This window comes from Mycoplasma sp. 744 (genome assembly GCF_034863305.1).
GTDB lineage: Bacteria > Bacillota_I > Bacilli_A > Mycoplasmatales > Metamycoplasmataceae > Mycoplasmopsis.
Genome location: NZ_JAYFFF010000002.1, coordinates 142,770 through 167,667, shown reverse-complemented (window position 1 = coordinate 167,667; position 24,898 = coordinate 142,770). Strand labels below are relative to the sequence as shown.

Annotated in this window: 21 protein-coding genes, 1 tRNA gene and 1 pseudogene; 11 read left to right on the top strand and 12 right to left on the bottom strand. The window is 21.3% G+C overall.

What is annotated here, in order from left to right:
• Positions 1-27 precede the first annotated feature (27 nt).
• From VBM87_RS01900 to VBM87_RS01890, 3 genes are read right to left on the bottom strand one after another with little or no spacing between them, the layout of a single operon-like run.
• Positions 28-1,260, bottom strand: a complete 1,233-nt coding sequence (locus VBM87_RS01900) for a hypothetical protein (protein ID WP_323177138.1) — start codon at positions 1,258-1,260, stop codon at positions 28-30.
• On the bottom strand, positions 1,253-2,503 hold the full coding sequence (locus VBM87_RS01895) for a hypothetical protein (RefSeq protein WP_323177137.1): 1,251 nt from the start codon (positions 2,501-2,503) through the stop codon (positions 1,253-1,255). The genes VBM87_RS01900 and VBM87_RS01895 overlap by 8 nt, the downstream gene beginning before the upstream one ends.
• Positions 2,504-2,506: 3 nt before the next feature.
• On the bottom strand, positions 2,507-2,830 hold the full coding sequence (locus tag VBM87_RS01890; protein ID WP_323177136.1) for a hypothetical protein: 324 nt from the start codon (positions 2,828-2,830) through the stop codon (positions 2,507-2,509).
• 182 nt (positions 2,831-3,012) lie between these two features.
• Between VBM87_RS01890 and VBM87_RS01885 the strand changes: the two genes are divergently transcribed.
• The 7 genes from VBM87_RS01885 (at position 3,013) to VBM87_RS01855 (ending at position 12,006) form a co-directional block, all read left to right on the top strand.
• On the top strand, positions 3,013-4,359 hold the full coding sequence (locus VBM87_RS01885) for an MAG3090 family protein (protein WP_323177135.1): 1,347 nt from the start codon (positions 3,013-3,015) through the stop codon (positions 4,357-4,359).
• Between the two features lie 88 nt (positions 4,360-4,447).
• The gene (locus VBM87_RS01880; protein ID WP_323177134.1) at positions 4,448-5,809 is read left to right on the top strand and encodes a glycine--tRNA ligase; all 1,362 of its coding nucleotides are present in this window, start codon (positions 4,448-4,450) and stop codon (positions 5,807-5,809) included.
• A gap of 36 nt (positions 5,810-5,845) precedes the next feature.
• Positions 5,846-7,729: a DNA primase gene (gene dnaG, locus VBM87_RS01875; protein WP_323177133.1), complete on the top strand. Its 1,884-nt coding sequence runs from the start codon at positions 5,846-5,848 to the stop codon at positions 7,727-7,729.
• Positions 7,729-9,369 (top strand): RNA polymerase sigma factor, encoded by a 1,641-nt coding sequence (locus tag VBM87_RS01870; protein WP_323177132.1) that lies wholly within the window; start codon positions 7,729-7,731, stop codon positions 9,367-9,369. The genes dnaG and VBM87_RS01870 overlap by 1 nt, the downstream gene beginning before the upstream one ends.
• Before the next feature lie 9 nt (positions 9,370-9,378).
• A complete protein-coding gene (locus tag VBM87_RS01865; protein WP_323177131.1) occupies positions 9,379-10,167 on the top strand; it encodes a Nif3-like dinuclear metal center hexameric protein in 789 nt (262 codons plus the stop codon).
• Positions 10,168-10,225: 58 nt separating this feature from the next.
• Positions 10,226-10,486, top strand: coding sequence for a DUF2188 domain-containing protein (locus VBM87_RS01860; RefSeq protein WP_257075627.1), 261 nt, complete (start codon positions 10,226-10,228; stop codon positions 10,484-10,486).
• A 14-nt stretch (positions 10,487-10,500) separates the two neighbouring features.
• Entirely contained in the window at positions 10,501-12,006 is a 1,506-nt protein-coding gene (locus tag VBM87_RS01855; protein ID WP_323177130.1) for a phospholipase D-like domain-containing protein, read from the top strand.
• Between the two features lie 37 nt (positions 12,007-12,043).
• Here the strand turns inward: VBM87_RS01855 and VBM87_RS01850 are convergent, their stop codons facing one another.
• Positions 12,044-12,541, bottom strand: coding sequence for a redoxin domain-containing protein (locus VBM87_RS01850; RefSeq protein ID WP_323177129.1), 498 nt, complete (start codon positions 12,539-12,541; stop codon positions 12,044-12,046).
• Positions 12,542-12,644: 103 nt separating this feature from the next.
• The gene (locus tag VBM87_RS01845; protein WP_323177128.1) at positions 12,645-13,535 is read right to left on the bottom strand and encodes an MSC_0882 family membrane protein; all 891 of its coding nucleotides are present in this window, start codon (positions 13,533-13,535) and stop codon (positions 12,645-12,647) included.
• A 158-nt stretch (positions 13,536-13,693) separates the two neighbouring features.
• Between VBM87_RS01845 and VBM87_RS01840 the strand changes: the two genes are divergently transcribed.
• The 4 genes from VBM87_RS01840 (at position 13,694) to VBM87_RS01825 (ending at position 17,701) form a co-directional block, all read left to right on the top strand.
• Positions 13,694-13,767, top strand: a tRNA-Gly gene (locus VBM87_RS01840).
• 158 nt (positions 13,768-13,925) lie between these two features.
• Positions 13,926-16,607 (top strand): isoleucine--tRNA ligase, encoded by a 2,682-nt coding sequence (gene ileS, locus VBM87_RS01835; RefSeq protein WP_323177127.1) that lies wholly within the window; start codon positions 13,926-13,928, stop codon positions 16,605-16,607.
• A complete protein-coding gene (locus VBM87_RS01830) occupies positions 16,591-17,286 on the top strand; it encodes a signal peptidase II (protein WP_323177126.1) in 696 nt (231 codons plus the stop codon). The genes ileS and VBM87_RS01830 overlap by 17 nt, the downstream gene beginning before the upstream one ends.
• The gene (locus VBM87_RS01825) at positions 17,279-17,701 is read left to right on the top strand and encodes a ferritin-like domain-containing protein (RefSeq protein WP_323177125.1); all 423 of its coding nucleotides are present in this window, start codon (positions 17,279-17,281) and stop codon (positions 17,699-17,701) included. Before VBM87_RS01830 ends, VBM87_RS01825 begins: the two co-directional genes overlap by 8 nt.
• Positions 17,702-17,888: 187 nt before the next feature.
• On the opposite strand, the pseudogene VBM87_RS01820 reads toward VBM87_RS01825, so the two are convergent.
• The 7 genes and pseudogenes from VBM87_RS01820 to VBM87_RS01790 form a co-directional block, all read right to left on the bottom strand.
• Positions 17,889-18,333, bottom strand: a pseudogene (locus VBM87_RS01820) (IS1634 family transposase); the annotation flags it as partial.
• A 131-nt stretch (positions 18,334-18,464) separates the two neighbouring features.
• Positions 18,465-19,025 carry a transposase gene (locus tag VBM87_RS01815; protein ID WP_323177124.1) on the bottom strand — a complete coding sequence of 187 codons (561 nt, stop codon included), beginning with the start codon at positions 19,023-19,025 and terminating at the stop codon, positions 18,465-18,467.
• 193 nt (positions 19,026-19,218) lie between these two features.
• Entirely contained in the window at positions 19,219-19,455 is a 237-nt protein-coding gene (locus tag VBM87_RS01810) for a hypothetical protein (protein ID WP_323177123.1), read from the bottom strand.
• 191 nt (positions 19,456-19,646) lie between these two features.
• Positions 19,647-19,883 (bottom strand): hypothetical protein, encoded by a 237-nt coding sequence (locus VBM87_RS01805; RefSeq protein WP_323177122.1) that lies wholly within the window; start codon positions 19,881-19,883, stop codon positions 19,647-19,649.
• 435 nt (positions 19,884-20,318) lie between these two features.
• Positions 20,319-21,188 (bottom strand): DegV family protein, encoded by an 870-nt coding sequence (locus VBM87_RS01800; RefSeq protein ID WP_323177121.1) that lies wholly within the window; start codon positions 21,186-21,188, stop codon positions 20,319-20,321.
• A gap of 12 nt (positions 21,189-21,200) precedes the next feature.
• Positions 21,201-22,715, bottom strand: coding sequence for an MHO_4530 family protein (locus VBM87_RS01795; protein ID WP_323177120.1), 1,515 nt, complete (start codon positions 22,713-22,715; stop codon positions 21,201-21,203).
• 1 nt (position 22,716) lies between these two features.
• Positions 22,717-24,897 carry an ATP-dependent helicase gene (locus tag VBM87_RS01790; protein WP_323177119.1) on the bottom strand — a complete coding sequence of 727 codons (2,181 nt, stop codon included), beginning with the start codon at positions 24,895-24,897 and terminating at the stop codon, positions 22,717-22,719.
• Position 24,898 lies beyond the last annotated feature (1 nt).

The window sequence follows — 24,898 nt, the reverse complement described above, 5'->3', positions numbered from 1 at the left end:
ATTTTTATACTAATTAATTTTATAATGTTATTTAATTTCTTTAATAATATTATTTTTAAATAGTTCATTTAAAATTGCTGTGTTAGAGTTATTTTGTTTTTGAATAAATTCATAAATAAAAGTTAAATATTCCATAAAACGAACAAAATAACCTAAATCCATTTCATTTTCTATATTGATTTCAAAATTTAAATTCTCTTGAATTGTTCTTTTTTGTTCTTTTAGCAGATTGTTTACATTTATTTTAAAAGGTAAACAATTATTTACATATTTATTTAGACTATTTTGTTTCTCAATTCACTCATATTTATTTAATGATTGATTATTTTTAAAATTTCAAAAAGAAAAACTAATTTTTTTATTATCTTGTAAATAATTCAAATAATCATAATCACTTTCTTTATAAATTAAATAATTATGTATAAAAAAACCATTGTTTTCTATATTTGAAAATAATTGTTTATATCATTTTTCAAAATTAGTTAAATTTTGTGAACTACGAATATTTTCAAATTGATAATATTGTGAATTTATTTTTTTAATTGCTAAAAAATATAGGCAAATATCATTATCAATTTTTTTACTAAAGAATTCATAATTTACTTTATTTAAACCTTTAAAAAATAATTTTTTATCAAAGCTAGAATTAAATAAACTTAAAATAATATAATTAGACGTTAAATATTTCTCATTTAAATCATTAGAAAAAAGAATTGTTTGATAATTATTATTTATTAATTCGTTAAATATGTTGTTATTTTTATTTCCTATAAAACAAATAAATTTTCTACTATTTTGAATTCCTCATTGACTTTCTAATAGCTTTCTAAATTCTCTAAATAAAATATCTAAAACTATATCATTGGTTTTATAGTTAATATAGTAAATTGCAAATTTATTTTTATCTACTAAAGAAAGATAATAAATTAAATTATCAGTATTCGTATTTTCATCAACAAAAATTAATTTTCTATTATTTTTTTTGTTTATCAATTCTAAAGCATCTTGCAAAAAAGTAATATTTTTAATTATGGAACTATTTGCAATTATTACAATTTTTCTAATATTTTCTTGATTTCAAAGCGAAAAAATTTGATCTATATTATTTTGAATTTTTTCAGAATATTTATCATTGTTTTGAAAAAATAATTCTTCTTTATTGACAAATTTATTTAAGTTATTAGTAACTCATTTAAGATATTTATTTAAAAGCTCTTTATCATTAAAACAATTTGTATTTAAATTAATTATTTTATTCATTTTGTCCTCAAAAAATAAAAGGATCTTTATTTTCTAAATATAAATTAAAAATTTGTTCTCAATATATTAAAGCAATTAATTGCCCTAAAATAAATTCATCTTCACCCAAAATTTTAATCAAAACAAAAGCTGAATTATTAAGTGTTGTCAAACTATTAATATAACTCTTTTTTATTTTTAAATTAAGATTGCTTAATTTATTTTCTTTAAGTTTTACTGGTAAATCTTTTAAATATAATTCATCATTCAATCTATAATTAAATTTTTCTTTTGTTATATAAAACAAATTAACATAATAATCTTTATAATTTAATAAATATTGATTAACATCATTTAAGTCATTAGGAATTAATAAATTATTTAGGATTTGTTTATTAAAAATGTTTTTATATTTAAGATTAGTTTGATATTTTAACAATGCTTCTAATTTTGACTCTAAACTTATCATTAATAATGTATTTTTTTGAGTTTTTAAATTTTGATTTATATAAGCCAATTGGAAAGCAATATTTTGTTGTGCTTCAAAAGTAGTAAATTCATTTGCAGCTAAAGAATATCCAGTTAACATTTCTTTAATATTCAAATGTTTTAAAGAAGACAAAATTAAAGTAATTTCATTAAAAAAAGCAAAATTATTATGTATTATTGAGGGAATAATCAACCTATTTTCCTCTTTTACATCTAAATATTTTAACTGTAATTCAACATCTTCTTTAACTACTAAAAAAATATTATTTAAAGCCTGATAATAACCAAAATTATTTTGAAATTCATTTATAAATAAATTAATAATTTCTAATGCATAATTATTATATTTTTCCAAAGAAGCATAAATAATTTTTGTAGTTTTTTTATTTAATAAAATTTTTATTTTAAAAAATTGCTCAAATAATTCATTATTGGCATTTTCCATGTCAATAAAATAATATTTAATTTGATTATCTTTCATTAAATCAGTTTGTAAAAGAAAATTATCAATTATATTTCAAATAGCAATAATATTTTTAGTTGTTATAATAATTAAATCTTTAGTATTAAAATCTAATATTCTATTTGTTAAATCTTTTATTCTGCCCAGATTATATTCAGAAAAATTTAATGCTAGTTCGTGAAAACTTAAATGTTCAAAACTTTCAACATTATAATAAGTAATATCTTCTTGAATTTTTTTTAACTTATTAACTAAATTAGTATTATTAAAATCTGGATAATAATTGAAAGTTTTTAATTCTATTTTAGCCATTTTTTACTCTATTTCATTCAAAAGATGTTTTTTTAAATTTTTAAAACCATTTTTAGTTTCAACTAAGCTATAACTTTTTTGATTTTTAATATATAAAGGATGTAAAATTTTAAAATTAGCTATTCCTTGTAAATTATCATTGTCAATATGTTCAATTTTTACATAAATATATTGTCCAATAGTAAAATTATTTAAAAGTTCTTTTTTAGAAAAATCAGATAAAAAATTTTTAGGAATAAAAAAATTGAAATTTTTATATTCTGTTGCTATTCCTTTAGCAGTAATAGCAATGATTTTAGTTAAAATAATATTACCTTTTGAAATCATAATTTATATTATATATCTAACGTTTATATATTCATTAATTTAAAAGTAATTTATAATAAATTCAGTCTTTTTTGTTTTTTTAAATATAAAAAAATAATTAAATAATATAATTAAGATACTTATTATAGTGATTAATTTATTATTTTTAATAAAATAAAAATAAAAATTTAAAAAGGATTATTATGAAAAGACTTATATGTTACTTTGAACCAAAACAAGATTCAACTTATCCTTGATTATTAAAACATCCAAAATTAAAAAATGGATTAGCTAAATTTAAAACTAGATCTGAAGCTATTAAATGATATATGCTTCTTAAATTTGAAACTTCAATTTGATTTCATAATGACAACAAAATTTTTGGTGGACAATTAACTATTGATAACGAAGAAAATGATTGGAATAATTATATTAAAATTAAAGGTTTTGATGGCGGTGAAACTTATGAAGGACTTTGTCAAGAATTTGGAATTAGCCCAACTACTTTCCAAGTTAATTATGATCATTTAAAAAGTGAAACACAAGAATTAGATTTTGTATTATTGCATGATCCAAACAATTATTTTCCTCCTGAGTTAGAAATAGCTAAAAAATCACGTAAGGAAATGGTTGACTTAGAACAAGTAAATCAATTAAAAGCAAAATACGAAGAACAAATAAATAATTTACAACAAGAATTAGAAAACAAAGAAAACACTACAGAATATATTATTAAAGAAAACAAACCTGGCTATACTGTAGTTTATAAAGAATTCGCAAAATTAGAAATAAATAAAAAATTAGATTCATTAGCTTTATACTTAACAAAATTACGTCAATTAGATAAAATTTTAGAAGTTCAAAATATTTCTAAAGAAGATTATTTAAGAATTTCACAAAATTTTGATCATTTAAATCACAATGTTACAACGATAACAAATTTTGAAAATGAAGAAATTAAAGAACTTATATTTAAAGTACATAAACTTATAATAAAAGTACAGGAAAGTATTTTATCAAAATTAAAAATTGATGATAATCTTGCAAATTTACCTGAATTTTTTGCTTATTATTATAACGAAGAAAAAGAGCAAAAAATCTCTTTAGCATATGAAACATCTTTTGTTTTAGTTGGTTTAGAACACATTGGTTTTGTAAAAGAAAATCTTTATGATTATCCAGTAGATTATATAATTGATCCTTCTAAATACGGTGTAGCAATTATTAATGATTTAAATGAATTAGTTAAAGAAGTTTCTGATGTTGTTCAAGAACAAAATATAGCAGAAACAGTTTCAAAAGAAACACCTAAAGAATTTTCTCCAACAGTTAATACATTATTTATGCCAGAATTTTGAACAGGCAAACAACAAACAACTGATATTGAATATATTACAAAAACTCAATTAGTTTTAGATGATACTAATAGAAAAGAAGTAAGTAAAACAAGAAAAATAGTTAAATATATTTTACTTTTAGTTGCTATAGGTATTACAATAGGAATAATTTTAGGAATTTTACAATTAGCAGGAGTTTATAATTTTTACTAATATTAATTAAAGTTTAATAAAAAGGCCTTGTTGGCTTTTTTATCTTTTTATAAAATATTTAAAACAATCAAAAAAGGATTAATTCATAATGACAAACAAAGAAAAAAATATGCAAACATTAATTAATCATCTTAAAAATAGTGGGTATATTTTCCAAGGCAGTGAAATATATGGTGGATTATCAAACACTTGAGATTATGGCCCTTTAGGGAGTATTTTAAAAGATAATTTAGCAAAACTTTGAAAAAAAGAATTTATTACTAAAGAAAAAAATAATTATTTGTTAGATACTAAAATATTAATGAATCCACAAGTGTGAGTAACATCAGGACATGTGGGAAATTTTAGTGATCCTTTAATTGAGAATTTAAATAATGGTAAAAGATATAGAGCCGATAAATTAGTTCAAGAAATAGATGAAAATTTAATTCCTGAAAAAATGACCAATATTGAAATAAAACAATTTTTAGAAATAAATATGCCTGTTTATGAAAATGTTAAAACAAAATGAAGTGATATTAAAAAATTTAATTTAATGTTTGAAACTAAACAAGGAGTAGTAGAAGATAATAAAAGTCTTATTTATCTTAGACCTGAAACAACTCAAGGAATAATGATAAATTTTAAAAATGTACTTCGAAGTATGAGAGCTAAATTACCAATGGGTATTGGCCAAATTGGTAAAAGTTTTAGAAATGAAGTAACTCCAGGGAATTTTATTTTTAGAACTAGAGAATTTGAACAAATGGAATTAGAGGTTTTTTGTCACCCTCAAGAAGCAAAAGATATTTTTAAATTTTATGTCAATAAATCTTTTGAATTTGTAAAAAAATTAGGTATTAAAGAAGAAAATCTTAGAATAAGAGAGCATACAAAAGACGAATTAGCTCACTATTCTGATGCTACTAGTGATATTGAATTTTTATTTCCTTTCGGTTGAGGAGAATTATTAGGAATAGCTAATAGAACTGATTTTGACTTAAAGGCACATATGCAAGCTACTGGAGAATCTTTAGAATATCTTGATCCTACTACAGCTGAAAAATATATTCCTTATGTTATTGAACCGTCAATGGGCTTGGACAGATTATTATTGTCTATAATAATTGATGCTTTTGAAATAGAAACATTAGAAAATGATGAAACTAGAATAATTCTAAAATTAGCAAATCATTTGGCTCCATATAAATTTGCTGTTTTACCTTTAGTTAAAAAATTAAATGAAAAAGCTTTAAGCATTTATAATGAACTTCTTGATTTAGGCATTTCAGTTATATACGATGAAAATGGTTCTATAGGTAAAAGATATCGTAGACAAGATTCTATTGGTACTCCTTATTGTTTAACAGTTGATTTTGATACTTTGAATGATCAAATGGTAACTTTAAGAGATCGTGATACAATGAAACAAATCAGAATTTCAATTTCAGATTTAAAAAATTATTTTTAATTAAGATACTAAATGAAATTAAATGAAGGTGATTAAATGAATAATACTTTTTATTCAGATTTATTAAATAAAGTTGATATTGTCGAAGTTATTGGACAATATTTAACATTAACAAAAAAAGGCAGAAGTTATGTATGTCTATGTCCTTTTCATGCAGATTCAGATCCTTCATTAACTATTTCGCCTGAAAAACAGATTTTTAAATGTTTTGTTTGTTTGGCTGGTGGTAATGCTATTACTTTTATAGAAAAATATAAAAAAATTTCACGTTTAGAAGCTTTAGAAATATTGGCATATAAATATAATTTTGATATTTCACATTTAAAAAATATCAATAAAATTAGTTTATATAATGATAAAGAATTAGAACAAATCGATTTTTTAAATAGATTAAATTCCTTTTTTAAATTAGAACTTAAATTAAAGTTAAAAAATGATTATCAACTAAAAGAATTTTTTGAAAAACGTTTTTTGAATCAAGAAATAATTGATTATTTTGACATAGGTTATGCTAATTTCGATAGCTTTAAAAATATATTTAATTCAGAATTAACAAATAATGATGATATTTTATATGAAACTAACATTTTAAATATAAATAATAATTTTACTTTTAATAATAGAATAACTTTTGCAATAAAAGATCAAAATCATTCAATTATAGGATTTAGTGCCAGAGTTATAAAAGAAGGTAGTCCTAAATATTTAAATAGTGCCGAAAGTTCCTTATTTCAAAAATCAACAATTTTGTATAATTATGCAAATGCTATTGAAAATAGTCTAGACAATAAATTAATTTTATGTGAAGGTTTTTTTGATGTAATAGCTTTATATAAAATTGGTTTTAAAAATGTTATTGCATTAATGGGAACAGCTTTAACTAATGAACATTATCATTTACTTAAAGACAAAAAAATTATTCTTTTTCTTGATGGAGATAATGCAGGTATTAAAGCAACTATTAAAATTAGTCATTTTTTAATAAAAAATAATATATCTTTTGATGTTGTTGTTAATACTTCACAAATGGATCCAGATGAATTGTTAAATCACAAAGGAGAAAATTATTTAAAAAACTTAATTAATAATTCTTCAAATGGTTTAGATTATTTATATGATTTTTTTGTTAAAGAAAATAATTTAATTCCTGACGAATCTAATTCTTTAAATAGCATAAAAAATTTTGTGGAGCAAATTTCAGAATATTTAATATTTTTACCACAAAATTTAATTGATTTTTATTCTAAAAAAATTGACAAAGAATTTAATTTTAATTTAAATCTAAAATCAAAAAATAATTCTAAAGTGACAAATTTAAAATCTACATTTAATGATTATGTAGAAAAAAACGAAAATATTAATTCAAGTCAGAAAATACTATTTAATAAAAAAAATAAAAATAAATTTTCTACTGATAATAAATGAATAGATACTTTATTTTATCTAGTTTTAAATCATCCTTTTTTAAAAGACATATTTATTTATTCAGTGGAAAATGAACTTAATGGTAAATTAATTAATGAAAATTCTATAAATATAAAAGAATATGAATTTATCTTTGAATACATAAAAAATAATAATGATTATAATATTTGACCAAATGAAGTAACTAAATATTTTAATGACATAAATATTAATTCTTTTTTTGATGATATAGGAATAGCTTATGAAAAACAAGCAATAAAAAATAATTCCACAAAAGAAGAATTGTTAATTGCCACTTTAAAAGAATTAATTAAAATTAATAAAAAAATATTAGATTTAGACACAACTAAATTAACTGACAAAGTAAATAATAGTTTTACTAAAGTATTTAGTGATCATAATAGTTCAACTTTAAAAAATGTAATAAATAACGCCTACAATAAAGCTAGAAATGTTATTTCTGACGCTAATAAAAATGAGGAGGAAAAAGTTTAATGGCTAAAAATAAAACAATTCAAACAAATGATTCAGAATTAACAGTTGTTATTGATTTATTAAAAAAATATGCTAAAAAGAAAAAGAAAAAATTATTAAGTCAAGAAGAAGTTTTTGAATATTTGACTAAAATACAAGTAGAAATTCCAGATGAACAAATGGATCAAATGCTAAGTCTATTAATTAATCATAATATAATGATTGACGAAAGCGATAGTGGCGATTATGATTTCATTAATAGCGATGATTTAGACTTAGATTCATTAAAAGAAATTTCTATTTTAGATGAAATTGATAATATTGATATTGATAAAGAATTACTAAATATTGAAGATGAAAAACTTATTGATGATGAAAATTTAGATATTTCCAATACTGATTTTGACTTTGATGATGATTATGACGATGATGATTATTATGAAGAAGAAGAAAATAAATTAAGTAAGAAAAATCAGCATAATGATGATGACTATAATAATTCCTATGATAATGAAGTATCAGATTATTTAGATGACTATTCATATGATTATGATGATTATGAAGATGATATTTATAGTTATGATGATGAAGATGATTATTCAGATGAAAAAAGTTATGCTGAGGACGAAGAAAACGAATATAACAACGACGATAACAAAAATAAAGAAGCTAAAAAAAATAAAGTAAATAGTTTTGAATTAGAAGATTTTGAAGATAAAGATATTACTTTAGATTTGGAAGAAGATAATAAAAAAAGCGCTAAAGAATTAAGAAATAAATTAACCGAAACTAATGATATAGTTAAATGATATATGCGTTGAATTGGTAAATATGGAAAATTATTAACCAAAGAAGAAGAAGAAAAATTAGCTATTGAAATGGGTAAAGGTGGATTTAAAGGTAAAAGAGCAAGAGATAAATTAATAAAAAGAAATTTACGTTTAGTAATTAATAATGCTAAAAAATATAAAAATCGTGGTTTAAGTTTTATTGATTTAATTTCAGAAGGCAATTCAGGTATTTTAAAAGCAGTAAAAAAATATAATGTTCAAACAGGTTTTAAATTTTCAACATATGCTACTTGATGAATTAGACAAGCTATTACTAGAGCAGTAGCAGATCAAGCCAGAACAATTCGTGTTCCTGTGCACATGGTTGAAACAATAAATAAATTAAGTAAAGTAGAAAGAGAATTACAGCAAGAATTAGGAAATCAACCAACTGATGAACAAATAGCAGAAAGATTTGGACCAGGTTACGATGCTGAAAAAATTCGTTATATAAGAAAAATTAATATAGATCCTATTTCTTTGGATAAACAAATAGGTAAAGAAAATGATTCGTCATTTAGTGACTTTGTTAAAGATGAAAATGTTGTTAATCCTGTTGATTATGCAACAAACGAAGAGTTAATTGAAAATCTGAATTCAATATTAAAAAAAGTTTTAGACGCTAGTGAATATGAATTAATTTGTAAACGTTATGGCGTGGGCGAAAATCCAAATGACAATAATAATAAATATCGTGTACATACTTTAGAAGAATTATCTCAAGAAAGAGGAGTTTCTAAAGAAAGAATTAGACAAATAGAAAATAAGATTCTCAAAAAAATTAAAAATAATTCTGTTTACGGTAAATTATTAAAAGATTTTTCAAGATAATATATTGCTATGCAAATAAGAAAATTAACTAATTATTTATTAAATTTATATCCACTTGAAAATAAAGAAATTTGAGATCCATCTGGTTTTTCAGTTAAATTTAACTTATCAGAAAAATTAAATGGAGTTGTTAGCTCAATAGATTTAACAAAAGAAGTTTTAGAAAAAGCTTTAGAAATAAATGCTAATTTAATTTTAGTTCATCATCCTTTTAAATTTTATGAAACTTGAGAAGATGAATTTTTACATGCTCCTTATAAAAAAGAAATTCTTAATAAATTAAAAGATAAAAGAATTAACGTTCTAGCATTACATACTAATTTTGATTCAGCTGCTTTTGGAACTTCAAAAAGAATAGCAGCCCAATTAGGTTTATCTAATCAAATTATTAATAATGATGATAAATATGCTGCAGTGCTTGAAACTTCAATTAAAATGAACGATTTAATTTCTTTAATTAAAAACGAATTAAATTTACATTCTTTTAGAACTAATTTAAAGAATAATTATAATGATTTATTGTTGAAAAAAATAGTTATATTATCTGGTTCTGGATATATAGTGGATGTTAATAAACATTTTTATCAAGGAGCTGATTTAATAATTACCAGTGATATAAAATGAAGTGACTGAATTAATTATCAACAACTTAAAGTTCCTATTTTAGAAATTCCACACTTGGATGAACAAGTTTTTGCCATTACTTTAAATAATCAAATCAATCAATTTTCAAAAAACAAACAAACAAATTTTAAAAATATAATTCACCTTTTAGATCAACCATATAAAAATATTTAATTTCTTAATTTTTATTAAATAATATAATTATTTATATAGGACTATAATAAGGAGAAATATGGCTAAAATAATTGAAACAGAAAATGAAAAAAAAGAAGTTAAAAATTACCATGTTACACCTAAAAAAGGCAGTGATGAATGACAAGTAAAAGGAAGTGGTAATGAAAGAGCCACAAAATTATTTCCTACTCAAAAAGAAGCAATAGCATATGCTAGATCATTAGCTGAAAAAAGATCTGGAACAGTTTATGTACACGGAGAAAATGGACGTGTAAGAGATTCATATAAATATGCTAATAAAAAAACATCTACTAAATAATAATTTATTTAATTATGAAGAAATCTTTTAACTGAATTATTTACATTTTAGAAATATTATTATTTCTTGCTTTAGTTGCGGGAATATTATATTTTACATTTGTATCCACAGTTCATTTCTTCATTTTTTTTACTTTTTTAGCATATTTAATTAATCTTATTATTGCATTAACTATTTTTAGTCAATTCAGACCCGCTTCTTCTAAATTATCTTGATTAATTTTCTTTTTTCTTTTTCCAGTGGTGGGAGTATTATTTTATCTAACTTTTGGTAATAAATATAAAAATAAAAAAGAAAAAAAAATGATTAAAAATAAAATCTTTGATTTAAATAATTATAGTGAACAATTTAAAAACTTTTTAGTTAAAGAAGACAATTTAGATTATTTCAAACAACTAAATAAAAGTTTAATTTTACCAGGAAATTATCAATTTTATCAATATACTAGTGATTATTTCAATGAATTATTTCAACAATTAAAAAAAGCAAAAAAGACTATTTTTATAATGTCATACATTATTAAACCTGGTGAAATTTTACAAGAATTATTAGATATATTAATTGAAAGAGCCAGTAAAGGAATAAAAATTTATTGATTAATTGACGATTTTGGTCGTACTTTAACTAGCAAAAATAAATATTTTAAAGAACTGTTGATTAATGGCAATATTGAAATTATTTTTATTTCTAAATTGGTTTATCCTTTTATTCATTCTCAAAATTTTTATCGCAATCATCAAAAATTCTATATTATTGATCAAAAAATTGTTTTTGCTGGTGGTTGCAATATAAGTGATGAATACATAAGTTTATCAAAAAAATATGGAGATTGAATTGATCTTAATTATAAACTTACTGGTTTAGCTATTAATTCTTATATTTTACAATTTATTAGATCATGATATTTATGATCTAATAAAAATACTAATTTAAATGTGTTGCCTTCAAATTACTTTAATTTAACTAATAATGAAATAAATAATGCAAATTCTATTTTAACCACCGATTCTCCAGTATACGATTCTAGTTATTTAGAATACAATCTTTTAGGATTAATAACTAAAGCTAAAAAAACTATTAAAATAGTTACTCCTTATTTTTCTGTACCCGATTCATTATTTAATGCTTTGAAAATAATGTTGTTTTCTAATGTTGAAATAGAAGTATATTTTCCAGGTTATGCAGACAAACAACTAATTTGAAATAGTAGTATAAATTCTTTAATTAAATTAGAGGAATATGGATTAAAAATATATTTATATAAAGATACTTTTATTCATTCTAAATGCGGTTTAATCGATGATGAAATAGCTTTTTTTGGTTCTTCAAACATGGATATGCGTTCTATGTATGCTCAATATGAATTAATGGATATTATCACCGGCTCAGCAGTAATGGATTTAAAAAATATAATTGAAAATTATAAATCTAAATCAGTTTTATTTAATAGAAAAATTCACATGAGAAAACAAACTCCTATTAAAAAAATCTTTTATGATTTAATTAGACCGATTGCCTAAAATAATAAAAAATACAACATTTAAGTTGTATTTTTTATTATTCATATTTAATTAATTCTTTAGTAAATAATTCAAAATCTACTTGATCTTTAACTTCAGAGTTAATTTGTTTATAAAGAACTTTGTTATTTTCGTCTAATATAAAAATAGCTCTTGCATTAATGTGTAATTCATCTATCAACAAACCTAATTGATTAGAAACTTCTTTATTATAATAATCAGAATACATTTCAACATTTCCTGTAGGATGCATATTTTTATAATCAATTAATGCGGTAGGTAAATCTACAGAAAAAGAAATATAATCAAAATTAGGATGTTGTTCACTGATTTTACCCAATTCTAAAATTTGTAAATCACAAACTGAAGTATTAATAGATGGAAAAACAGTTAAAACAGCATATTTATGAGTTCTTTCTGCTTCGGCTTGAGCAAAAGTTCCCGCTTTAGCTCCAACAAGTTTTAATTGTTGTCCTAATTCTACTTCGTTGCCTTGTAAATGTAGTGTTTTACCACCCATTGTAATAGTTCTCATTATTACTCCTTTTTTATTAAATTGTTATTATATATTAAGTTTACCACCAAAAAGTGTTTTTTTATCCTTTTTTTATATAAAAAAAACGTTTTTTAACAAACGTTTATTTTTTTCTTCTAATTACTTTTTTTCAAAATAATATTAGAACTACCAGTATAGGTAATAAAATAGTTAGTAATACACAAACAATATAAATTTTAACTCATAATTTATTACGATCATTTTTTTCTTTGCTTGTTGCATTAATTAACTCTGTTGCTTTTTCTGAAAAATTAACTTCTATGTCACTAAGTCTTTTTTTATCAATTAAACTAATAATTGTATAAAACACTACTACAGCAATTAGTATTGCACAATTTATAATACATAAATTTATAGTATTTCCAAAAGCATTATCTAAAATTAATTTTCAATCGATTTTTAAATTAAATACTTCGCTATCTTTTCCTATTTCTCAAACACCACTTGTGTAAATACCATAAAGAATTAAAGTAAATATTCCTAAATAGGTAATGATAAAAATAGATATTCATAGTAAATTAACATTTTTCAAAATAATTTTTTTATATGTTATATAAAAAACATGATCATATGAATAATCGCCATTTCTAGTTGAATTTTTCATATTTTTAATAGTTTTATCTCATTTTATTTTTTCAATAAAGTTTTTTAAGCAAAAAACAAGAGAGAAAAACATTATAAAACCCAATAAAACTAAATATCCATCATATTTTTGATTAAATATTCAACCCACTTCTAAATATATTAAAATAAATAGAATGCTACTAATTATAAAAAATAAAAGAGAAAACAAAGTTAAAAATAATTTTAATCTTTGTTCAATTTTTACTACTTTATAAGTTGAAGAACTTAAAATTTTATCTGGGTCTGTATAAACTTTTTTTTGATTATCAAAAATTTTAAAATTTTTTTCATTTTTGATAATTTCAATATTTTCAGTATTTTCAATTGGATTGTATTTATTGTCCTGCATAATATAAAATTAACCTCTATTAATTAACATTTATTATTTAATTATAAATGAAGAAAAAAATATATGTAAAATATTAATTTTTTTAATAATATTTTTTAAATTTATTTAATATTTTTTAAAAAATATAAAAATTATTATATTATAATATTACTGATCATGGAGATGTAGTTCAATGGTAGAACTTCAGCCTTCCAAGCTGACTATGCGGGTTCGATTCCCGTCATCTCCTCCATTTCTTTTTTAAGATCTAACAGTGCTAATATTAGCATTGTTTTTTATTTATTTTAAGTGCTTTTAAATTTGAGTTATTGTTTTATAATTATGCTAGTTGTTATTTAATATATTAATATATATTAAAATTTTTTATTTAAGAAATTTATAGGAGAACAAATGTCTGAAAAAAATTATAAAGATAGTTTAAATATGCCTAAAACATCTTTTGAAATGAAAGCTAATTTAACTGAAAAAGAACCATTATTTAGACAATTTTGATTAGATAATAAAATTTATCAAAAAAGATTACAATTAAACAAAAATAATTTAAGTTTTATTTTACATGATGGTCCACCATACGCGAATGGTAATTTGCATATTGGACATGCTTTAAATAAAATTTTAAAAGACATTATTGTTCGTTATAAATCTCTTAGAGGATATTATTCGCCCTTTGTTGCTGGATGAGATACTCATGGAATGCCTATTGAACACAAAATGCTTGAAGTTCTTAATTTAGACGTTAAAAAAACTGATTCATTATTAATTAGAGAAAAAGCAGCACAATATGCATTAGAACAAGTAGAAATACAAAAAGAACAATTTAAACAAATGCAATTATTAACTGATTTTTCTAAATATTATGTAACTTTAGACACTAATTTTGTTGTACAACAACTAAAATTATTTAAAAAAATGGTGTTTGACGGATTAATTTATAAAGGACTTAAACCGGTATATTGATCGCCTTCTTCTCAAAGTGCTTTAGCAGAAGCTGAAGTAGAATACAAAGATATTATCTCCCCTTCAATTTTTGTAGCTTTAAAAATAATTGATAATAAAAACAGTCAATTAATACAAAATGGAGATGAATTAATTATTTGAACTACTACTCCATGAACATTATTAGCAAATTCTGCAGTGGCTGTTGGTTTAGATATTAAATATAGTAGAGTTAAAGTTGATGAGCGTATTTTTATAGTAGCAAATGATTTAATTGAAAGTTTGAAAAATAAATTAAATTGAACAAATTTAGAAATAATTAATACTTTCAAAGCGAATGAATTACTTAAATTAGAATATCAAAGTCCTCTTAATAATTTAATTGCTCCTATTGTGTTAGGACATCATGTTTCAGCTGAAAATGGAACAGGATTAGTGCATATTGCTCCATTATTTGGTGAAGATGATTTTAAAATAGGTATTAAAAATAATTTACGAATGATTATGCATGTTAATGATAATGGCGTTATTAATGAAAATGGTTTAAAATATGAAAATATTTTTTATGAAAAAGCAAATGAATTTATTATTCAAGATTTATTAAATGCGCAAAAATTAATAAAAGCAGATAAAATTAATCACCAATATCCTCATGATTGAAGAACACATAAACCTATTCTATTTAGAGGAACTCCACAATGATTTGTTTCAATTGATAAAATAAAAGAAAAAATTGTTAATCAACTTTCAAATGTTAAAACATATCCAGATTGAGCTTTAAAAAGATTAACCAATATGATTATTGATCGTAATGATTGAACTATTTCAAGACAAAGAAGTTGAGGTGTACCAATAATTATTTTTTATGATCAAGATAATAAACCAGTTATTAAAGAAGAAATTTTTGATTATGTAATTAATTTAATTCAAAAAGAAGGTCCTAATATTTGATGATCTAAAAAAACAAATGATTTATTACCTGAAAAATATAGAAATTTAAACTATACCAAGGAAAGCGACATAATGGATGTTTGATTTGATTCAGGATCAACTTCTTTTGCTGTAAATATAGATGAAAATATCAAAGCTCCTTATGATTTATATTTAGAGGGTAGTGATCAATATAGAGGATGATTTAATTCATCATTAATCAACTCTGTAGCATATCAAAACGTAGCTCCGTATAAAGAATTAGTTAGTCATGGTTTTGTATTAGATCAAAATGGTACTAAAATGTCTAAATCTAAAGGTAATACAGTTGATCCTTTAGCAGTTATTAAAAAATACGGAGCCGATATATTAAGATTATGAGTAGCTAATAGCGAATATACAAATGATGTAACCATTGGTGATAACATTTTAAATCAAAACAGTGAAATTTATCGTAAATTTAGAAACACTATTAAATTTATGTTAGGTAATTTAAATGGATTTACTTATGATCCTAATTTTAAAAGAACAGGTGTTCATGCTTACATAAAAGAACAATTAGCAGAAATTAAAAAACAAGTTATTGAAGCATACGATGAATATAAATTTATAAACGTAGTTAAAATTTTAAATAATTATGTTATTGAACTATCCTCATTTTATTTAAATATATCTAAAGATGTTTTATATGTAGAAGAATTCAATTCATTAAATAGATTAATGACTTTAACAAATATATATGAAATTCTTGATTTTTTAATTATTGCTTTAGCACCGATTTTACCTACAACAGCTGAAGATGCTTATAAATATTTTGATAAATTAGATAAAAAAGAATCTGTTCATTTAGAAAGTTTAAATGCTGTTGAAGAAATTAATTATGAATTAATTAGTCAATGAAAAGAATTTTTTGAATTTAGAAATCTTATTAATATCAAATTAGAACAAGCTATTCAAAATAATTTAATCAAAAGAACCAATGAAGCTAAATTAATTATTAATACAAATAGTGAATTTATTAAATCTTTAGATTTAAAACAATTATTAATGGTGGGATTGTTAGAATTTGGTAATGAATTAAAAGTTGAAACATTTACTTCTCAAAAATGTTTAAGATGTTGAAACCATTTTTTACCTATTTTAATAAAAGATGATTTATGTCCTTTGTGTTTTAAAATAATGGAACAATATGAAAAACAAAATTAAGATTTTTTTTTCTCAAAATTGAATTAAATTCAAAAAAATACATATAAATAAATTTATCTTTTATCGCCAAAATTATAAAAATTTAATTTATAAATATTTATTGTTTATAACTATTTTAGTTGTCTTTTTATTATTAGATCAATTAACTAAAACATTTTTGTTTGAATGAAATGATACTCATACTGATGGAACATTTATTGTTAAAGCAGATTTAGGAATTATAGGCATTAGATCAATAGGGCATAGAGGAGTAACTATTTTACCTTGAAAAGATAACACTTTAGTTATAGCTCTTATACAAACTATTAGCATATTGATGATACTTATCTTTTTTAGTGTTCCTTTTTATAGTGATAAAAAAATATTAATCATAATTGTAGCCTTAATTTCCTCGGGAGCTGCTGGTAATATGCTTGATCGCTTCTTTTTTGAAGGAGGAATGGTTAAAGACATTTTGTTTATTCCTTTTTTAGAAAAATGAAGAGGCAAACAATTAGGAACTTTTAATTTAGCTGATGTTTTTGTTTTTTTAGGGGCAATTAGTTATATTATTTATTTTCTTTTAATTATTTTTAAAACAAAAAAAGAAACTAAAAATAGTAATGAAAATGAACAATTTTTAAATTCTAATCAAGATGAAAATTATCAACAAAATGTTGAAAAGGATAAAAATGAATAAAAATATTGAATTATTAAAAATTTTGCAATCTACTTTATTATTATTAGCTATTAAAATTAAAAATTTTCATTGAAATTTAAAAGATATCAATTTTTTTGAAACACATGAAGAATTAGATAAATTTTTTGATCAAACTAATGAACAAATAGATGCTGTGGCAGAAAAAATAGTTATGTTAGATGATTTAGCTATTGGCAGCTTCGAAGAAGCAAAAAAAATATCTTTAATTAATGAACATGTTTCACAAAAAATTAATGGTAATTATGTTTTTGCAACTTTGATTAATGATTTACAAACACTTATTAATTTCTTTGATACAAATTCTTCAGTGTGAAATTTTCTTGTTCAACCTTTAATAGATGAAGTGATTATGTTTGCACATGAATGACAATGAAAATTTAAAGCATCAAAATAATAAAAAGAATGATTTATTATAAAATACCTTCAATATTTGCTAATTAAAAAGATAAAATTCTGTTTATTTAGTAAACTCTGAAGGTATTTTTTAATTTTATTCATAAATCCTGCGTTTCCAAGTTGTAGCGAAGAAAAAAACGAATACACCTACAAATAAGGCGCATTCGTTTTTTTGCACTTTTAAATTACAATGATAGACCATCAACCGCATATTGAAAATCACTATATATTTTTTTAATTCCTTATGTTCTGGATCTAAATTATTCTTGATTTCACTTACAACTTTACCATTCACAATCTTTGTTGTGATTATTATATGTTTCAATGCATCTATAAACATATTCATTGTGAGTTTTTGGATCTCTCCATTATTTTTATAAAATTTCTTTAATTTATAAAGCAATATTTCAAAACAATTAGAGACAAAAAGCATAAAAATACATGAGATTGAATATGCTCGTTTTTATAAACGTACATCAGCCTAACTTACATTGTTGATTTTAAGGTTTTGAAACCTTATTTCACTTTTCATTGTGCCTTATATATTTCATGCGCTTTTTTTGAATCTATGTTTATTATGTTGGTTTTAATCATATAAAAGTCATCTTCATTAGTCACTTCTGTGTTTTTCACTTAGTAGACTAAAAAACAAATATCGTTTTATGTAAACGATATTTGTTTTTAATAATTATTAAATATTTAATATTTTTTTAATGATTTCATAATTAGATCAATGTTCATCTATACTTGAATTTTTTATTTTAATGCTTTTTATTAAAGTTTTTTTCTGAATAATGTTCTAAAACTTTAACATTCTGAATTATTTTAATAATTTTATTTATTGTAAATTTATTTTTATCTTCTAAATCTGTTGAATAATTTATTTGGTAAACTAAAAATTTCAAAAGTACTAAAGCTAAAAAGCATAAACAAATATGACCTTCAATATGTTTTCAAGTTTGTAAATAAATTGGCCTTAATTCAAGTGTACCTTTTAATGCTATAAAGTTTTTTTCGATTTGTAATTGTCTTTCATAAAGATTAATAACATCTTTTTCACTTAAATCTAATCTATTAGTTTCGTAAACGTAATAACCGTCAAATTGTTGGTCTTTTTCGATTTTGTCATGGTCTAATAAGTAGTAACCATTTTTATTGCTTGCTTTATAAAATCTACATTTTTTTGATCCGATTAAATCTGCATAATTAACTATACCATTTGTAGCTTTTTTATAAAAATTATCAATAAGAATTTTACGATTCTCAAAATTTTTTTGTCCTTTTATCACAATAAGTGACAATTTGTTTTCTAATATGTCCATTAAATCTAGTTTTTTTAAAGAATGAATCAACTACACGTGTTTTATAACGTAAGTTTTCATTATTTGTTCAATAATTATCTTGATTTGAAACAAAGTTTTAAAGTCCTTTTTAACTGATTTTAAACGATAACAAATAATGTAATAAAAATTTTTATCTTCTACAAAGCGAATATTTGCAATAGTTCACATACCTCTATCAGATACAATCGTAGCTTTTTTTTAATATTATAAATTTGGCCAATTTCACTATAAAAGGTATAAAAGTAGATGAATCTGCTGTATTACCAGAAAATATTTTATAATAAAGCGGAATACCGTTAATATCAGTTGTCATATCTATAACTATTTGATTTTCTTTGAATTTACCCTCTTTTGAAAAATAAGGTATTTTCATATCATTTCTAGCAAAAGTTTCAAGATATGTAGCCATTGAATCAAATCAAATAACTTCAACATTTTTTAAAATCATTCATTAATTTAGCATTTATATTTTTTAAAATTTAATTTCTGTTATCAGATATATACTATAAAGCACGATAAAAAGAGTTTTTACTGAAAGTTTTAAATTATGTTCTTCATTTCATTACATGTTTCCAAAATACTTTTAAGATCTTTAATTCTTTAGAAAATCATTTGTTTTACTGTTGTTGTAAGACTTAGAGATTTTGTCACTTTACAATCATTGAAAATATCAAAATAATCAATCAATTTTTCTATTATTTTATAACTCTTATATTTTTCAATAAATTTATTTTTTATTTGAGTAGAATTTTTTAATTTTTTATTAATTTCATCAATAATTTTTTCTTTTGTAACTGTTATAGAAAATTTACTTACTATATCTTTTATTATTTCCAATGCATTTTCATTATACTTTTGATATTTTTCAAGAAATCCAATGTTAAATCTGATTCCATAGGAATTTGTACCATGGTTATGATAACCAATTTGTAAATAAGTTCCATTAGTTCTTTTAGATTTGCCAACAATTTATTTACGATCTAATATATTTTATTTTTCATATTTTAATCACATCATAAAATAGACTAATAGACTATAAAATATTTATATATTTATAATAAATATATAAATAAAGTAATAAAAAAGCCCAAAATGGGGTTTAAGTGGGAAACGTAGGAAATAAATTATAAAAAAAATAAAATACGTTTTTGATATAAAACAAAACGTATTTAAAAAGAATTTATTATATTTATTTTTCAATACTAAATAAAAAATTAATATAAGTGTTTTTATTTAGTATTAAATTGTATAGTATCTATTTTTAAACATTTTTTAAATTTCTAATTTAGGCATTATACTAATTGCTACAGCATCAGGACCTGTGTGAACAGCAATCACAGAAGTGTTTAATTTTTGATTATTAAATGTAATTTGTTTATCACTAAATAAATTTTTTATTTCTTCATTAATGATCTTATTAATTCCATATATAAAATTAATTTCAAATTTTGCTAATAATTCATTAACTGAAGAATTTTTAACTTTGGTTAATAATTTGTCAATTATTTGTAATGCTGCTCCTTTGTATCCTCTAGCTATACCAGCAGGAGAATTATCGTTTAAATGAAATTTAATATAAGGTGTTAACTTCATTTTTGAAACTGATTTTAATAAAAATTTTTTTAAATTAGAAATTCTACCGCCGTTAATTAAATAATTCAAATTTGTTGGAATAATATAAGTTTCTGTAATTAAAGAAATTTTATTAATTTCTTTTTGAATATTTTCGATAGTTTTATTTTCTTGAAAAAGTTTATCAATATATTTAATTGCTGATAAATATTGATTTGCAACAAAACGATTTTTTAAAATATAAAAATTTTTATAATCTTGAGTAAAGTTATTTGCAGCAGACATTGCCCCAGATAAAGTTTCAGCAATAGGTAAATATACAACTATATCATATTCTTGGCACATTTTTTTTATTATATTTTCCATTAATTGCAAATTAGGCAATGAAGTTTTAACGTTTTTACTTTTTTCAATAATTTCTAACAGTTCTTCTTTTGTTAAATCTATTCCATCATTATAAATATTGCCATCTGCTTCTACTATAAAAGGGAAATAACCATAACCTAATTGTTGAGCTTCTTTTTGATTAATACAAGAAAAAGAATCTAAAATATACCCTATTTTTTTCATATATTGTCCTTTTTATTGCGATTTTAATTCGTAATAAATGTTAATTTCATTTTTATATTTATTAATGAATTCATCATTTAAATCCATTAATACTATTTTAGTTTTATTTTTTAAAATCATTTCTAAATTTTTTAATTTTAAAAATTGTTCATTGTAATTGTAAATTGTATTTATTATTCTTTTATCTATAATGATAGTTTTTATTTTTTTGGATAAAATAAAATTAATTATTTCATTATTTATCTCTTTTAAAATTAAATTAATTTCTAATTTATTAGCATTAATTTTAAACAATTTTTCTAAAATTAATAAATCGAATTTATTATCAAAACTTTCTAGATAAATTTTTTTATTTAAAACTAAATAGTTTTTAAAATTTTTAAATAAATCATAACAATTGCTAATTAATGATATTTTTTTATCTTTAAAAACTTCACAAATAAATTTATTTATCTTATATGTATATTTGATTTTATTTCAATAATCATTTTCTAAATAATTCAAATATTTTTTTTCAATACCTATAATTTTTAAAAAATAAAAATTCTCTAAAGGTAAATTCTTATTTTTACTAAATAATTCATATTTTTGTTCAGTAAAATTTAAATATTGATTTTTTTTATCATATTCTAATAAAGCATTTTTATAATAATCAAAATCATAAATTATAGTTTTTAATAAATAATTTTTTTCTTGAATCAAAGAAAATTTAATTTTTATTTCATAATTTTCTTTTGTTTCTTTAGAATAATCTAAACTCATATAAGTTAATTTATTAAAATATTTTTTAAAAAATAAAGAATTTTTAAAATTATCAACAATTTGCTCGGCTTTTTTTTCATATTTCAATAAATTATTTTTGTTTTTAAAATTTTGCCCCAAAATAAGCAAATTATCAAAAAATATAACTTCTAATTTTGTAAATTTAATATGTAAATAGTTATTTAAATCATAAATAAAATCATCATTCAAGCCATTGATCAAAGTATTTTCATTTAATTGAAAATTAAATAATCCGACAAATTTTTCTTGATAAACACTATTTAAATTATTTTCAATAATAAGAGGAAATTTTTTATTTAATATTTTTATTTCTTTCCATGTTAAAACACAATGATGATTTTTTTCTTCTTTATTTGGGAAAATCTTACATTTAATATCATATTTAAATTTTTTACCAACTTGTTTTATAAAATTTAATTCTAAAATTTCTTGATTATTAATTCTAAAATATTCATTAAGAATTAAATTTTGTTCGCTAGGAAATAAATCAATAAATTTTTTTAGTTCATAATATTTATTAAAATTAAAAATATTTTTTTTAACAAAATGTAAGTGATGAAAACTATTAAAAAGTTTAATATTCAATCTTATAATAGTTTTATGCAAATTGTTAATTTTATAAACAGCGACTCCTTGTTTATGAATTTTATTATTTATATTTATAATTATTATAAATAGAATTCAAACAGCAAAAAATAAAATTAAAATACTTGCTAAGATACTAAGAATAATTTCTATAATCATTTTATTTTAATAATCTTACTGAAGAATGATTTTTATTTAAAGTTTTAATACCATTTTTGCCGACAAATTGTACAACTATTGAATCATTATTTACTTCTAATACAGTTCCTTCGCCAAAAGTTGTATGGCTAATTACATCCCCAGCTATAATATTTTTATTAAGCTGTTTAATATTTTCATCATTATTAATTGATGAAAAGTCAAAAAAAGTTTTTTCATTTTTCAAAATTTTAGATTCAATATCTAATCCCATTTCTTTTAAAAATCTAGAAGGAGTTTTATTAATATTTTTATCACCATAATATCCTCTGCTATCACTAATAAATAAACGTTTTTTAGCCCTTGTTATAGCCACATAAGCTAATCTTCTTTCTTCTTCTAAAAATTCAAAATTATTTTCTAATGCTCTACGATGTGGAAAAATTTGGTCGTTCATTCCAACTAAAAAAACATTATCAAATTCTAAACCTTTGGCCGAATGTATAGTCATTAACGTTACATGATTAGTACCATTATCATATTCATCTCCAGCACAATAAAGAGAAATTTCTTCTAAATATTCTTTAATTCCTTTGTCTGGATTTTTCTTTTCTCAATTTTTTATAGAATTCAACAATTCTTTAACATTTTCTTCTCCTGTATTTTTTAAAGCAGGATCAGTTTTAATGTAATTTATATAACCAACTTCTTTTAATAAAGAAGAAATAGTTTCAAAAATAGAATATTTTTCTAAAGCTTTGTTATGCTTGCGAATAGAATTTAATAAAGAAATAATATTAGCTAAAACAGTTTTAGAAACGTTTAATTCTTTATAATGCTTAATTAAGGAATTAAATAATGTTTCTTGTTTTTCTTGAGAAAAATTTATTAATTTGCTTAAAGTGGATTCACCAATTTTTCTTGAAGGTGTATTAATAATTCTTATTAATGATACATCACTAAAATCATAAGCAACTCTTAAATAACTTAAAACATCTTTTATTTCTTTACGTTGGAAAAATTTTTGACTATCGCTAATTTTATAATTAATATTTTCTTTTATCAATTCTTCTTCAAATGAACGAGAATAATAATTAGAACGATAAAAAATTGCTATATTTTTTAATTGAATTTTTTGTTTTTTTAATTCATTTATTTTTTGAACAACTCATCTAGCTTCTGCTTCTGTGCTAAAAGCGTGTATGAAATCAATTTCATTACCTTGTGGATTATTTGTAATTAAATCTTTTTCAAAACGATTTTTATTATAATGAATTAATTTGTTAGCAACGTCAAGAATGTTTTGAGTAGAACGATAATTAGTTTTTAAAATAATTGTTTTAGTATTAGGAAAATCTTTATGAAAATCTAAAATTAAATTAACATTTGCTCCTCTTCATGAGTAAATAGTTTGATCAGGATCTCCTACTATTGTCAAATGAGTGTTTTCATTAGTTAATTTTTTAACAATTTCATATTGCAAACTTGAAGTATCTTGAAATTCATCGACTAAAATATAAGAATAAAAACTTGCTCATTTTTTACCAATGTTTAAATGTTTATTAAATAATTCGTTTACTTTTAGAATTAAATCGTCAAAATCAAAACAATTTTTTAATTTAAGATTTTGATTGTATTCTTCAAACATTTGTCCTATAACTTTATTGGTTTGAATAATAACTGAATCTGTTTCTTTTTTATTAAGATAAATAGTTAATTCATCACCGGTAAAATTATTATTTTTAGCTAGTGAAAAAAGATTAAGCAAACGACTATATTTAATATCTTGTGTATTTAAATTATGAATTTTATAAATTGAATCAAGAATAATTTTTTTATCTAAATCATCAACTATTTGAAAATCATTATTAAAACCTAAATTATGTGCTTCAATTCTAAGTATTTTTGCACATAAAGCATGAAAAGTAGTTATTTCTGGTTTATTATTTTCAGTATTATTAGTATATTGCATTACTCTTTCATTCATTTCATTAGCTGCTTTATTAGTAAAAGTCAATGCTAAAATTTGCCTAGGAGAAATACCTAAAACATTAATTAAATATGCAATTTTTCTAGTTAAAACTCTAGTTTTACCGCTGCCTGCACCAGCAATTATTCTCAGAGGTGTATCAAAATAGTTTAAAGCTTCCAATTGTTCTGCATTTAAATCTTTCAGAATTTTGTCTTTTTTAATATTTTGCATA